The organism is Kineosporiaceae bacterium SCSIO 59966, assembly GCA_020881835.1.
GTDB lineage: Bacteria > Actinomycetota > Actinomycetes > Actinomycetales > SCSIO-59966 > SCSIO-59966.
Map to the genome: position 1 here is coordinate 802,727 of CP052876.1, position 12,300 is coordinate 815,026.

Genomic DNA, 12,300 nt, shown 5'->3' on the forward strand with positions numbered 1-12,300 from the left:
GCACCGACCACGCCACGAGCACCGACCACGCCATGAGCACCGACGCCACGAGCACCCTCGAGATCACCCTCAACGGGCAGCCGCGGGTCGTGGACGACCGCACGACGCTGCACGAGCTCGTGCCCTCCGCCCAGGGGGTCGCGGTCGCCGTCAACGGTGCCGTCGTCCCGGCGTCCTCCTGGCGCAGCACGCGGCTGTCACCGGGAGACGTGGTCGAGGTCGTCACGGCCTACCAAGGAGGGTGAGCCCGATGCAGCTGGCGGGGGTGGAGCTGCCCGGCCGCCTGTGGGTCGGCACCGGTGGGTTGACGAGCATCAGCACGGTGCGCGACGTCGTCGCCGCCGCTGCCCCCGGACTGGTCACCGTGTCGATCCGGCGCACGTCCGACCAGGGCAGCGGCGGGCTCCTGGGCGCCCTGCGCGACACCGGGGTGCGCGTCGTGCCCAACACGGCAGGGTGCCTCAGCGCCCGGGAGGCCGTCCTCACCGCCCAGCTGGCCCGTGAGGCGCTCCAGACGGACTGGGTGAAGCTGGAGGTCGTCGGCGACGAGACGAGTCTGCTGCCGGACGTCGTCGAGCTGCTCGACGCGGCGGAGACGCTGGTGGACCAGGGGTTCACGGTGCTGCCCTACACGACCCCCGACCCGGTGGTGGCCCGGCGGCTCGAGGACGTCGGGTGCGCCGCCGTCATGCCGCTCGGGTCACCCATCGGTTCCGGCCGCGGCATCGACGACCCGCACGCGATCGAGGCCGTCCGCGCCGCGGTGGCGGTCCCCGTCGTCCTGGACGCCGGCATCGGCACCGCCAGCGACGCCGCCCTGGCGATGGAGCTCGGTTGCGACGCCGTCCTCGCCGCCACGGCGATCACCCGCGCGGACCGGCCGGTGCAGATGGCCGCGGCCCTGCGCGCGGCGGTCGAGGCCGGCGAGCTGGCCCGGCTCGCCGGCCGCATCCCGCGGCTCGCCACGGCCCGTGCGTCGAGCCCCATGGCCGGGCGGGTCGGCACGTGAGGCTCCCTCGCGTGCTCGTCCTCACCGACCGTCGCCAGCTGCCCGCCGGCCACGACCTCGTCGGCGCCGTGACGGCGTGCGTCCAGGCGGGACTGGGCGCCGTCGTGCTCCGCGAGCTGGACCTGCCTCGCGGTGAGCGCCAGGAGCTGGCCCGCGCCGTCGGCGCCACCGGGGTCACGACGATCACGGCACGCACCTGGCTGGAGGGGGCCGCGGGCGTCCACCTCGCGGCGGCACAGCAGGTTGCCGACGCGGGGCCGGCCGCCTTCCACGGACGCTCCTGCCACGACGACGAGGAGGTCACCCGAGCCGTCGGCGGCGGAGCGGCGTACCTGACGATCTCGCCGGTCGCCGCCTCGGCGTCCAAGCCGGGGTACGGCCCGCCCCTCGGAGCGGCCGGCGTGCGCCGCGCGGTGCGGCTGGCCGGGGACGTGCCGGTGTTCGCCCTCGGGGGCGTCGACGCCCGCAACGCCGCCGCGGTGCGCGACGCCGGCGCCTACGGCGTCGCCGTCATGGGAGCGGTCATGCGCGCCGCCGACCCGGCCGCCGCGTTCGCCGGGATCGCGGAGGTCCTCCGGTGACAGGCACCGGCACCCCGCTGGTCGCGCTGACCGTCGCCGGGACCGACTCCGGCGGCGCGGCCGGCGTGGCGGCCGACCTAACCACCTTCGCGGCCCTCGGTGCCCACGGCACGTGCGCGGTCACCGCCGTGACCGCCCAGGACACCACCGGTGTGCACCGCGTCGTCCAGCTGTCGGCCGACGACGTCCAGGCCCAGGTGGACGCGGTGCTCGGCGACCTGCCCGTCGCCGCCGTCAAGACCGGCATGCTCGGCACCGCGCAGGTCGCGAGGGTCGTCACCGGCCTGCCGGCGCACCTGCCCCTGGTGGTCGACCCCGTGCTCGTGGCGACCAGCGGCGCCGAGCTCGGCGACGAGGCGGTGGTTGCCGCCTACCGCGACTACGTGCTCGCGAGGGCCACGGTCGTCACCCCGAACGACGACGAGGCACGCCGGCTCGTCGGCGCCGGCCCGGACGAGGCGGGTGAGGACGTCGCTCTCGCCCTGCACGTGCTCGGTCCCGCGGTGGTCCTCACCGGCGGCGACCCCGGGGCCGCCACCTGCCGCGACGTCGTCGTCGACGACCGGGGGCACGTGCGGGTCCTCGAGCACCCCACCGTGCCCACCACCGGCGACCACGGCACCGGGTGCACGTTCTCCGCGGCCCTCGCCGTCCACCTCGGCCGGGGCCGGCCACTGGTGGACGCCGCCGCCGCGGCCCAGTCCTTCGTCGCGGCAGCACTGCGCCGCAGCGCCGGCTGGCACCTGGGCCGTGGCCACGGCCCCGTCGCCCACACGTGCCCGCGAGACCCTCACCCGCGAAACCCTCAGGAGAGCTGATGCACCTCCACCCCAGCCACAGCACCGTCCACCGCAGCGGTACCCGCCCCGACCTGCGCGTCCCGTTCACCCGGGTCGCGCTGACCAACGGCGAGACGTTCGACCGGTACACCACCGCCGGCCCCGGCGGCGACCCGGAGGCCGGCCTGCCGCGGCTGCGCGCCGCGTGGGTCGCCGCGCGTGGGGACACCGAGGAGTACGACGGCCGCCGGCCGCAGCTCGTCGACGACGGCAAGGCCGCCGTGCGCCGCGGCGAGGGCCGGCAGCAGTGGCGAGGGCCCAGGTGGCGGCCCCGCCGCGGCACCGGCACCGTCACCCAGATGCACTACGCGCGCCGGGGGGTCGTGACCCCGGAGATGGAGTACGTCGCGATCCGTGAGGGCTGCGACGTCGAGCTGGTGCGCTCCGAGGTGGCGGCCGGCCGGGCCATCATCCCCGCGAACGTCAACCACCCCGAGGCCGAGCCGATGGTCATCGGCCGGCGGTTCCTCGTGAAGGTGAACGCCAACATCGGCAGCTCTGCCGTGACGAGCTCGATCGCCGAGGAGGTGGACAAGCTCACCTGGGCGGTGACGTGGGGCGCGGACACCGTGATGGACCTGTCCACCGGCGACGACATCCACACCACCCGGGAGTGGATCCTGCGCAACGCCCCGGTCCCGGTCGGCACCGTCCCGATCTACCAGGCGCTGGAGAAGGTCGGCGGTGACGCGAGCCGGCTGACCTGGGAGGTGTTCCGCGACACCGTGATCGAGCAGTGCGAGCAGGGCGTGGACTACATGACCATCCACGCCGGGGTGCTGCTGCGGTACGTGCCGCTGACCGCGCAGCGCGTCACCGGGATCGTCTCGCGCGGCGGCTCCATCATGGCCGGCTGGTGCCTGGCCCACCACGAGGAGAACTTCCTCTACACGCACTTCGACGAGCTGTGCGAGATCTTCGCCAGGTACGACGTGTCGTTCTCTCTCGGCGACGGGCTGCGGCCCGGCTGCACGGCGGACGCCCACGACGAGGCGCAGCTGGCCGAGCTGCGCACCCTGGCCGAGCTCACTCGGCGGGCGTGGTCGCACGACGTCCAGGTCATGGTCGAGGGCCCAGGGCACGTGCCGCTGAACCTCGTGGCGGAGAACGTCACCCTCCAGCAGGAGTGGTGCCACGGCGCGCCGTTCTACACGCTCGGACCGCTGACCACCGACATCGCCCCCGGCTACGACCACATCACCTCCGCGATCGGTGCGGCGGTGATCGCCATGCACGGCACGGCGATGCTGTGCTACGTCACCCCCAAGGAGCACCTGGGGCTGCCCGACCGGGACGACGTCAAGACCGCAGTGGTCACCTACAAGCTGTCCGCCCACGCCGCGGACGTCGCCAAGGGGCACCCGGGGGCCCGCGACTGGGACGACGCGTTGTCCAGGGCGCGTTTCGAGTTCCGCTGGCACGACCAGTTCGCGCTGTCCCTCGACCCGCACACCGCCGAGGCATTCCACGACGAGACCCTGCCGGCCGAGGCCAGCAAGACCGCGCACTTCTGCTCGATGTGCGGGCCGAAGTTCTGCTCGATGCGGATCAGCCAGGACGTGCGCCGGTACGCCGCGGAGCACGGCCTGGACGACGAGTCCGCGCTCGTGGACGGCATGCGCGCCAAGTCCCAGGAGTTCGTCCAGCTCGGCGGCTCGGTGTACGTGCACGGCTCGGTGCGCGGGGACGGCGCGGTGCACGGGGACAGCCCGGACTGAGGGCCCGCCCCGTGCGCCCTGCGGTAGCGTGGGCAGCGCCAGTCGTGCTCCACGAGGTGGAGTCAGGGAACCCGGTGGGAGTCCGGGACTGACGCGCAGCGGTGAGGGTGACGGGCGGGGCACGCCGGCCGACGGCAGCCACTGGAGTCCACTCCGGGAAGGCGCCCCGCTCCGGTCGATCCCGAGTCCGAAGACCTGCTGGCCCTAGCGGTGACCGCCGCCAGGTCAGGAGCGGGCCCCGCGACAGGGCCCATGACCAGATGAGGTACCGAGCGTGCCAGTCGTCCGAGACCGACGAGATCGTTGCCCCGGCGCGGTGCGGCCGTGGCCCGCCGAGGACGGCCTGCTCGTGCGGCTTCGGCTGATCGGTGGCCACCTGCGGTCCAGGCAGCTCGAGGAGCTCGTCGGCGTTGCCCGACGGTACGGCGACGGCTACGTCCACGTGACCTCTCGCGCCAACCTCCAGGTCCGGGGGCTGCCGGGCGCAGACGGCCACCTCGACCCGACGGCGCTGACGGCCCTGGAGGCGACCGGGCTGCTGCCCACCCGGACGCACGAGCTGGTGCGCAACGTGATGGCGTCCCCGCAGACCGGGTGTACCGGCGGCCGCGCCGACGTGCGACCGGTCGCTGGAGAGCTGGACGACCTGCTCTGCTCCGAGCCACGGGTGGCCGGGCTGCCGGGACGGTTCCTGTTCGTCCTGGACGACGGCCGAGGCGACCTGTGCGACCGGCCCTGCGACCTCGGTCTCGTCGCCCTGGACGCCGCGACGGCCCAGCTGCGGGTCGGCCCGGCATGGGGGCCGGTGGTGGGGTTGCGCGATGCCGCTCGCGCCCTGGTGGCCCTCGCCGTCCGGTTCATCGACGTGCGCGGCGAGCTGTCGAGCGCGCCGTGGCACGTGGCCGAGCTCGACCGCCCGCTCACCGACGAGCAGCAGCCCGACCCTCGGCTGCCGCCGCCGGCGGCCCCGCTGCCGTTCGGTGACGTCCCGGGGGGCCGCCATGTCGCGGTCCCGCCGTCCGGGCTCGACCACGCCGCCGTCACCGAGCTGACGTCGGGCACCGATCACCTCGTCGTCACCCCGTGGCGCGGGGTACTGGTCCCGGAGAACGACCGGTGAGACAGCCGAGAAGGCCCGTGCGCCGTTACGACTACGTCTCCTCCGGTCCGGAGATCTACACCGACTCCTTCGCCACCATCCGTCGCGAGGCTGACCTCAGCCGCGTTCCCCCGGACGCCGAGAAGCTCGCCGTCCGGATGATCCACGGCAGCGGCCAGGTCGACCTGGCCGCCGACCTCGTCGTGCACCCTCGACTGGTGGTCGCTGCCCGTGCCGCGCTGGAGGCCGGTGCGCCGATCCTGTGCGACGCCACGATGGTCGCCACCGGTGTCACCCGCAGCCGCCTGCCCAACGCCAACGAGGTGCTCTGCTTCCTGCACGACGAGCGGGTCCCGGTTCTGGCGCAGCAGTGGCGGACCACCCGCACCGCCGCCGCGGTGTCCCTGTGGGAGCCGTACCTCGACGGCGCTGTCGTGGCCATCGGCAACGCCCCCACTGCGCTGTTCCACCTGCTCGAGATGGTCCTGGACGGCGCGCCGCGCCCCGCTGCTGTCGTCGGCTGCCCAGTGGGCTTCACCGGCGCAACCGAGTCCAAGCAGGCCCTCGTCGACCTGGGTGACCGGCACGGCGTCGACCTGCCGTACGTCACCGTCCGCGGGCGTCGAGGTGGGTCGGCGATGACCTCCTCGGCGCTCAACGCGCTGGCCCGGGAGGAGGAGTGACCGGTCGCCTCTACGGCGTCGGCGTCGGGCCCGGCGACCCCGACCTCATCACCCGCAAGGGCGCCCGACTCATCGCGAGCGCGGACGTGATCGCCTACCACGCCGGTGCCGGCAAGGAGTCCAACGCCCGCCGCATCGCCGCTGGACTGTTCTCCCAGGGTGTCGTCGAGGAGGAGCTCCGCTACCCGGTGACGACAGGGGCGACCGACCACCCCGGCGGGTACGCCGGCGCGCTCGCCGACTTCTACGAGCAGTCCGCCGTCCGGCTGGCGGCGCACCTCGACGCCGGGCGGGACGTCGTCCTGCTCGCCGAAGGCGACCCGCTGTTCTACGGCTCGTTCATGTACCTGCACGACCGGCTGGCCGGCAGGTACCCGACCGAGATCGTCCCCGGGGTGCCGGCGTTCGCTGCCGCCACCGCCGCGGCGGCTGCGCCGCTGGTGCGCCAGACCGACGTGCTGACCGTGCTGCCGGGCACGATGCCTGAGCCCGAGCTCGCCCGTCGCCTGGCGGACACCGACGCCGCGATCATCCTCAAGCTCGGCCGCACCTTCCCGGCCGTCCGCAGGGCGCTGGAGGCCGCCGGACGGCTGGACCACGCGCTCTACGTCGAGCGGGTGTCGATGCCCGGGCAGCGCTGGCTGCCGGTCGCCGAGGTCGACGCCGACACGGTGCCGTACTTCGCGCTCGTCGTGGTCCCAGGAGACACTCGCAACGGACGGCGCTCCCGGCAGCGCGGCGCCGTGGTCGAGGCGGACGCCGGGCGCTCGGCGCGGGACCAGCCGGCGGCAGAGCTGCTCGTGGTCGGTCTCGGTCCTGGTCCGGACGGCTGGCTCACCCCTGAGGCCTCGGCCGCCCTGGCGCAGGTGGACCACGTCGTCGGCTACGGCCCGTACCTGGACCGCGTCCCCCAGCGCAGCGGCCTGACCCGGCACGCGAGCGGCAACACCGTCGAGCTCGACCGTGCCCGCCACGCCCTCGACCTCGCCCGAGCCGGTGAGCGGGTCGCCGTCGTCTCCGGCGGCGACCCCGGGGTGTTCGGCATGGCGGCCGCCGTCTTCGAGGCGGCCGAGGACCCGGCCTACGCCGACGTGGCCGTCCGCGTCCTGCCGGGTGTCAGCGCGGTCCAGGCGGTCGCCGCCCGGGCCGGTGCCCCGATCGGGGCCGACTTCGCCGTCGTGTCCCTCTCCGACCGGCTCAAACCGTGGACGGTCGTCGAACGGCGTCTTCGGGCCGTCGCCGCGGCCGACCTCGTGCTGGCGATCTACAACCCGGCGTCACGGTCGCGGACCCACCAGGTCGCGACGGCGCAACGGGTCCTGCTCGAGCACCGCAGGCCCGACACCGTCGTCGTCGTGGGCCGCGACGTCGGCCGCGCACAGGAGTCGCTCACCGTGACGACGCTGGCCGGCCTCGACCCGGCCACGATCGACATGAGGTGCCTGCTCATCGTGGGCGCCGACGCCACGCGCGTCACCAGGGCGGGTGTCTGGACGCCGCGGTGGGTGCAGGGCTGATGGTCGTCCACTTCGTGGGCGCCGGGCCCGGCGCGGCCGACCTGCTGACGGTTCGAGCGACCCGGTTGCTGGCCGAGGCCGACGTCGTGCTCTACCCGGGGACGTACCTCGACCCGCAGGTCCTGGACCACGTCAGCCCGCAGGCCGAGCTGGTCGACACCCAGCACCTCGACCTCGACCAGATCACCGAACGGCTGACGGCCGCCCACCACGAGGGCAAGGACGTCGTCCGTCTCACGTCCGGCGACCTGTCGGTGTACTCGGCGCTGGCCGAGCAGACCCGCCGGCTCGACGCCGCGGGCGTGGCCTGGGACGCCACGCCCGGCGTACCGGCGTACGCCGCCGCAGCGGCCGCAGTGGGCCGGGAGCTCACCGTCCCGCTCGTCGCGCAGTCCGTCGTGCTGACTCGTACCCGGGCCCGTTCCAGCCCGATGCCCGCCACCGAGGCGCTGTCCGCGTACGCCGCGACCCGTGCGACGCTCGTGCTGCACCTGGCGATCACCCGGACCCGTGAGCTCATGGCGGAGCTGGAACCGGAGTACGGCGCCGACTGCCCGGTCGTGGTCGTCTACCGGGCCAGTCAGCCGGGCGAGGTCGTCCTGCACGGCACGGTCGCCACCATCGCCGACGCCGTCGAGGCTGCTGCGCTGCGGCAGGCCGCGGTCATCCTCGTCGGTCGGGCTCTCGACCCCCGGCCCGGCGGGGAGTCGTTCCTCTACGACGCGCGCCGCGACCGCCGGGTACCCCCAGGTCAGCCGCGCACGTAGGCCCACTGGGTGACCGACCTGGTGGGCGTCCAGCCGGTGAACGAGCCGATCGGGGCCGCCACCTCGACACCGACCCGGGTCAGCTCCCCGCCGCGGTCGCGGTAGAGGTCCGCCAGTAGCCGCTCGGTCTCCAGGGTCACCCCGTGGACGACGACGCGTCCGCCGGGCGGCAGCGCGGCCAGGCAGGTCTCGAGGACGCCGGGCGTGGTGGCACCGCCGCCGACGAACACCGCATCGGGGGCCGGCAGGTCGGCGAGGGCCTCCGGTGCGGTGCCGTGGACGACGCGCAGGCCGGGCACCCCGAGGCGGTGGGCGTTGCGGGTGATCCGCTCCGCGCGCTGCGCATCGGCCTCGACGGCCGTCGCGGAGCAGGTCGGGTGGGCGCGCATCCACTCCACTCCCACCGAGCCGGCGCCCGCCCCGACGTCCCACAGGTGAGCTCCGGGCACCGGCGCGAGGCGGGCCAGCGCAGCGGCGCGCAGGTCCCGCTTGGTGAGCTGCCCGTCGTGGTCGAACAGGTCGTCGGGCAGACCGGCGACCCAGGCACCGTGCGCGGGACCGTCCAGCTCCAGCCCGATGACGTTGAGCCGCGGACAGACGGCCGACCAGGTGCCGGCTGTGCCGTCCACCCGGGTGAAGCGGTCGGAGCCCAGGTCACCGAGGACGTGCACCCGCGACGCGCCGTACCCGGCGGCGGTCAGCAGCCGCGCCACCTGCGCGGGGGTGCTCTCGTCGGAGGAGAGCACGAGCACTCGCCGGCCCGGTGCCAGCTCCCGCAAGACCAGGGCCGGGCTCCTGCCCACGACGCTGACCACCGCGCAGGACTCCGCCGGCCAGCGCAGCTCGGCCCGGGCGAGCGCGACCGAGGAGGTCGCCGGGTAGATCTCCACCCGGTCCTCACCGAGCAGGTCGACGAGGGTCGACCCGACGCCGGAGACCAGCGGGTCACCGGAGGCCAGCGCGACGACCGGTCCCTGCGTCAGCGTGGCGAGCAGGTCCGGCAGGCCGTCGCGCAGCGGTGTCGGCCACCGTTCGCGTCGCTGCCCGGGCCGCGGCGGCACCAGGTCCAGGTGCCGCTGCCCGCCGACCAGCACCCGGGCGTCGAGCAGCAGTCTGCGCACGTCGTCGGTGAGCCCGCTCCAGCCGCGGGCGCCGATGCCGACCACCGTGACCGTCGGCTGCGGGCGAGGGCTCGTGGGTGCCGGCACGGCTTCGCACGCTATCGTGGCCACCGTCACGAGGTGCCTCTGAGACCGAGCCGTCGGAAACGGCGGGGCTGGCGACGAGGAGAATCTGGGAAGCCGGTGAGAGTCCGGCACAGGCCCGCTGCGGTGAATCGGGCCCCTGGCGACGGGGGACCCGACAAGTCCGAAGACCGGCCTCGGGACCGGACCGTGTTCCATGGCGCAACCGAGCGGGAGCCTCGTATGCCGGTGCAGTACCCCTTCTCAGCCGTCCTCGGGTGCGAGGCCGACGGCCTGGACGACATGGGGCTGGCCCTCGTCCTGACCGCCATCTCGCCGGAGATCGGGGGCGTGCTCGTCCGCGGCGAGAAGGGGACGGCCAAGTCCACCGCCGTCCGCGCGCTGGCGGCGGTCCTCCCACCGATCCACGTGTACGCGGCCGACCGGTTCTCGGTCGACCCGGCAGACTCCTGCGCGGTCTCGCCGGACGGTCCGTTCGGCGGCGACGCCGAAGTGGTCACCCGCCCGGTTCGTCTCGTCGAGCTGCCCGTCGGTGCGACGGAGGACCGCGTGCTGGGCTCCCTGCACCTCGGACGCGCACTGTCCCAGGGCTCCGTGGAGTACGAGCCCGGCCTGCTCGCGCGCGCCCACCGCGGCATCCTCTACGTCGACGAGGTCAACCTGCTGCACGACCACCTCGTCGACCTCCTGCTCGACACCGCGGCCATGGGCCGCGCCACGGTCGAGCGGGACGGCGTCTCGGTGGAGCACGCGGCTCGGTTCGTCCTCATCGGCACCATGAACCCCGAAGAGGGGGAGCTGCGCCCCCAGCTCCTCGACCGTTTCGGGCTCACCGTCGAGGTCCGGGCACCGCGCGACCCGGCGGTGCGGGCCGACGTCGTCCGGCGCCGGATGGCGTACGACGCGGACCCGGTGGGGTTTGCGGCGCGTTACCGCGCCGCCGACCAGGCGCTCACCGGGCGGATCGCGAGCGCCCGTGAACGGGTCGCCACCGTGCGGCTGACCGAGTCCGCCCTGCTGACGGTTGCCGAGGTCTGTGCCGCGTTCGAGGTGGACGGCCTGCGCGCGGACATCGTCACCGCACGCACCGCCGTGGCCCACGCCGCGTGGGCGGGGCGCGACGAGGTCACCACGGCAGACATCCGCCGGGCCGCGCTGCTGGCTCTGCCGCACCGGAGGCGGCGCACGCCGTTCGACGCGCCAGGGCTGGACGAGGACCTGCTGAACCAGGTCCTCGGCGACGGTCTGCCTCCGGACCCGCCAGAAGGCCCGGGCCCGGGCGCGTCCCCGGAGGAGGACGGCGGCGCCCAGCCGGACGGCGGCCGCCAGCCGGACGGCGAGCCGGCCGCCGAGCGGGACACCCCCCAGCGGGACGTCGCCAGGCAGGACGACGAGGACCGGCAGGCGCCCGCGCCGCGTGCCGGGGCCGGTGAGCAGTCGGTCGTCCAGGCCGGCGCGCCACAGCGCCCGCGACTGCTCACCGTCGACGGTGTCGGCTCGGGGGCGGCCGGTCGCCGCAGCCGCGCGATCTCCAGCAGCGGCAGGCGGGTCGGCTGCGAGCCCGGTGACAGTGGCTCTCTGCACCTCGTGGAGACGCTCAAGGCAGCCGCCGCTCAGCAGCCCGTCCGCCCCCGGGCAGGCGGCCGGGTGGACCTGCGGGCCGAGGACCTGCGGATCGCGGTCCGTGAGGGCCGGGAGGCCAACCTCGTCCTGTTCTGCGTCGACGCGTCCGGGTCGATGGCGGCGCGCAAGCGGATGACCCAGGTGAAGACCGCGGTCCTCTCGCTGCTGCTCGACGCCTACCGCCGGCGCGACAAGGTCGGCCTGATCACCTTCGGTGGCGGCGGCGCCGAGCTGGTCCTGCCGCCGACCCACAGCGTCGAGATCGCCGCCCGCCGCCTCGATGAGCTCCCCGCCGGCGGTCGGACACCGTTGGCCGAGGGCCTCCTGGAGGCGGCCCGGGTGCTGGAGCGCGAGCGCCTGCGGGACCCGCGCCTGCGCCCGCTGCTCGTCGTGGTGACCGACGGGCGCGCCACCGCGGGAAGGGACGCAGTCGCCCGGTCGGGTGAGGCTGCCGAGCACGTCGCCCGCCTGAGCGTGACCACGGTCGTCGTCGACGGGGAGAGCGGCCCGGTGCGACTCGGCCTGGCGACCCGGCTGGCGAGCCTGCTGCGGGCCGAGCACCTGCCCGTGGCGGAGGTGACCGCCCAGACCCTGACCGGCTCGGTCCGGCGCCACACCCGCGCGACGAACGGAGCAGCCTGATGCCCGAGGGTCGACCCACCACGATCCCGGACGACGGGCTCACGACGCGGCAGCGTCGCAACCGCCCGCTCGTCGTGGTCCACACCGGCGACGGCAAGGGGAAGTCGACCGCGGCCTTCGGGCTCGCTCTGCGCGGCTGGAACCAGGGCTGGCGTATCGGGGTCTTCCAGTTCGTGAAGTCCGCCAGGTGGCGTATCGGTGAGCAGACGGTCCTGGAGCGGCTGGGGGCCCTGCACCGCGAGACCGGAGAGGGCGGGCCGGTCGAGTGGCACAAGATGGGCTCCGGCTGGTCCTGGAGCCGCAAGCAGGGCGACGCCGAGGACCATGCCGCGGCCGCCCTCGAGGGGTGGCGCGAGGTCAAGCGTCGCCTCGCGGACGGTGCTCACGACCTGCTCGTGCTGGACGAGTTCACCTACCCGATGACGTGGGGGTGGGTGGACGTGGATGACGTCATCACCACGCTCCGGCGGCGACCAGGTCACCAGCACGTGGTGATCACCGGCCGCAACGCCGACCCCCGGCTCGTCGAGGCCGCCGACCTGGTCACCGAGATGACCAAGGTCAAGCACCCGATGGACGCCGGCCAGAAGGGGCAGAAGGGCATCGAGTGGTGAGCC

The 12,300-nt window shown here is 74.7% G+C and carries 12 protein-coding genes and 2 riboswitches; of the genes, 11 read left to right on the forward strand and 1 reads right to left on the reverse strand.

Annotated features, from left to right (window positions below; all coding sequences use genetic code 11):
* Positions 1-32 precede the first annotated feature (32 nt).
* The 9 genes from thiS (at position 33) to cobM (ending at position 8,213) form a co-directional block, all read left to right on the forward strand.
* Entirely contained in the window at positions 33-245 is a 213-nt protein-coding gene (gene thiS / locus HJG43_03905) for a sulfur carrier protein ThiS (protein UER55686.1), read from the forward strand.
* A gap of 5 nt (positions 246-250) precedes the next feature.
* Positions 251-1,009 carry a thiazole synthase gene (locus HJG43_03910; GenBank protein ID UER53840.1) on the forward strand — a complete coding sequence of 253 codons (759 nt, stop codon included), beginning with the start codon at positions 251-253 and terminating at the stop codon, positions 1,007-1,009.
* Positions 1,006-1,590 carry a thiamine phosphate synthase gene (locus HJG43_03915; GenBank protein ID UER53841.1) on the forward strand — a complete coding sequence of 195 codons (585 nt, stop codon included), beginning with the start codon at positions 1,006-1,008 and terminating at the stop codon, positions 1,588-1,590. Before HJG43_03910 ends, HJG43_03915 begins: the two co-directional genes overlap by 4 nt.
* The gene (gene thiD / locus HJG43_03920) at positions 1,587-2,408 is read left to right on the forward strand and encodes a bifunctional hydroxymethylpyrimidine kinase/phosphomethylpyrimidine kinase (protein UER53842.1); all 822 of its coding nucleotides are present in this window, start codon (positions 1,587-1,589) and stop codon (positions 2,406-2,408) included. Before HJG43_03915 ends, thiD begins: the two co-directional genes overlap by 4 nt.
* Complete coding sequence (gene thiC / locus HJG43_03925) at positions 2,408-4,147, forward strand: phosphomethylpyrimidine synthase ThiC (GenBank protein ID UER53843.1); 1,740 nt, start codon at positions 2,408-2,410, stop codon at positions 4,145-4,147. The genes thiD and thiC overlap by 1 nt, the downstream gene beginning before the upstream one ends.
* Before the next feature lie 22 nt (positions 4,148-4,169).
* A riboswitch (cobalamin riboswitch) is annotated at positions 4,170-4,365 on the forward strand.
* 56 nt (positions 4,366-4,421) lie between these two features.
* Positions 4,422-5,267 carry a nitrite reductase gene (locus tag HJG43_03930; protein ID UER53844.1) on the forward strand — a complete coding sequence of 282 codons (846 nt, stop codon included), beginning with the start codon at positions 4,422-4,424 and terminating at the stop codon, positions 5,265-5,267.
* Positions 5,264-5,929, forward strand: coding sequence for a precorrin-8X methylmutase (locus tag HJG43_03935; protein UER53845.1), 666 nt, complete (start codon positions 5,264-5,266; stop codon positions 5,927-5,929). The genes HJG43_03930 and HJG43_03935 overlap by 4 nt, the downstream gene beginning before the upstream one ends.
* Positions 5,926-7,446, forward strand: coding sequence for a precorrin-2 C(20)-methyltransferase (locus HJG43_03940; protein UER53846.1), 1,521 nt, complete (start codon positions 5,926-5,928; stop codon positions 7,444-7,446). Before HJG43_03935 ends, HJG43_03940 begins: the two co-directional genes overlap by 4 nt.
* Positions 7,446-8,213: a precorrin-4 C(11)-methyltransferase gene (gene cobM / locus HJG43_03945; GenBank protein ID UER55687.1), complete on the forward strand. Its 768-nt coding sequence runs from the start codon at positions 7,446-7,448 to the stop codon at positions 8,211-8,213. The genes HJG43_03940 and cobM overlap by 1 nt, the downstream gene beginning before the upstream one ends.
* Here cobM and cbiE read toward each other — a convergent pair.
* On the reverse strand, positions 8,198-9,421 hold the full coding sequence (cbiE, locus tag HJG43_03950; protein ID UER53847.1) for a precorrin-6y C5,15-methyltransferase (decarboxylating) subunit CbiE: 1,224 nt from the start codon (positions 9,419-9,421) through the stop codon (positions 8,198-8,200). The two genes, cobM and cbiE, sit on opposite strands and share 16 nt — an antisense overlap.
* A gap of 48 nt (positions 9,422-9,469) precedes the next feature.
* Positions 9,470-9,612, forward strand: a riboswitch (cobalamin riboswitch).
* Positions 9,613-9,640: 28 nt separating this feature from the next.
* On the opposite strand from cbiE, the gene HJG43_03955 reads away from it, so the two are divergent.
* Together HJG43_03955 and cobO are read left to right on the forward strand one after the other, a co-directional pair.
* Positions 9,641-11,683 (forward strand): VWA domain-containing protein, encoded by a 2,043-nt coding sequence (locus HJG43_03955; GenBank protein ID UER53848.1) that lies wholly within the window; start codon positions 9,641-9,643, stop codon positions 11,681-11,683.
* Positions 11,683-12,297: a cob(I)yrinic acid a,c-diamide adenosyltransferase gene (gene cobO / locus HJG43_03960; GenBank protein ID UER53849.1), complete on the forward strand. Its 615-nt coding sequence runs from the start codon at positions 11,683-11,685 to the stop codon at positions 12,295-12,297. Before HJG43_03955 ends, cobO begins: the two co-directional genes overlap by 1 nt.
* Positions 12,298-12,300: the final 3 nt, after the last annotated feature.

What these genes read in the sequence shown, in the direction of transcription:
- cobM (UER55687.1), top strand. Translation starts at nt 7,446, where the DNA reads ATGGTCGTCCACTTCGTGGGCGCCGGGCCCGGCGCGGCCGACCTGCTG.
- cobO (UER53849.1), top strand. Translation starts at nt 11,683, where the DNA reads ATGCCCGAGGGTCGACCCACCACGATCCCGGACGACGGGCTCACGACG.
- thiC (UER53843.1), top strand. Translation starts at nt 2,408, where the DNA reads ATGCACCTCCACCCCAGCCACAGCACCGTCCACCGCAGCGGTACCCGC.
- thiS (UER55686.1), top strand. Translation starts at nt 33, where the DNA reads ATGAGCACCGACGCCACGAGCACCCTCGAGATCACCCTCAACGGGCAG.
- HJG43_03955 (UER53848.1), top strand. Translation starts at nt 9,641, where the DNA reads ATGCCGGTGCAGTACCCCTTCTCAGCCGTCCTCGGGTGCGAGGCCGAC.
- HJG43_03910 (UER53840.1), top strand. Translation starts at nt 251, where the DNA reads ATGCAGCTGGCGGGGGTGGAGCTGCCCGGCCGCCTGTGGGTCGGCACC.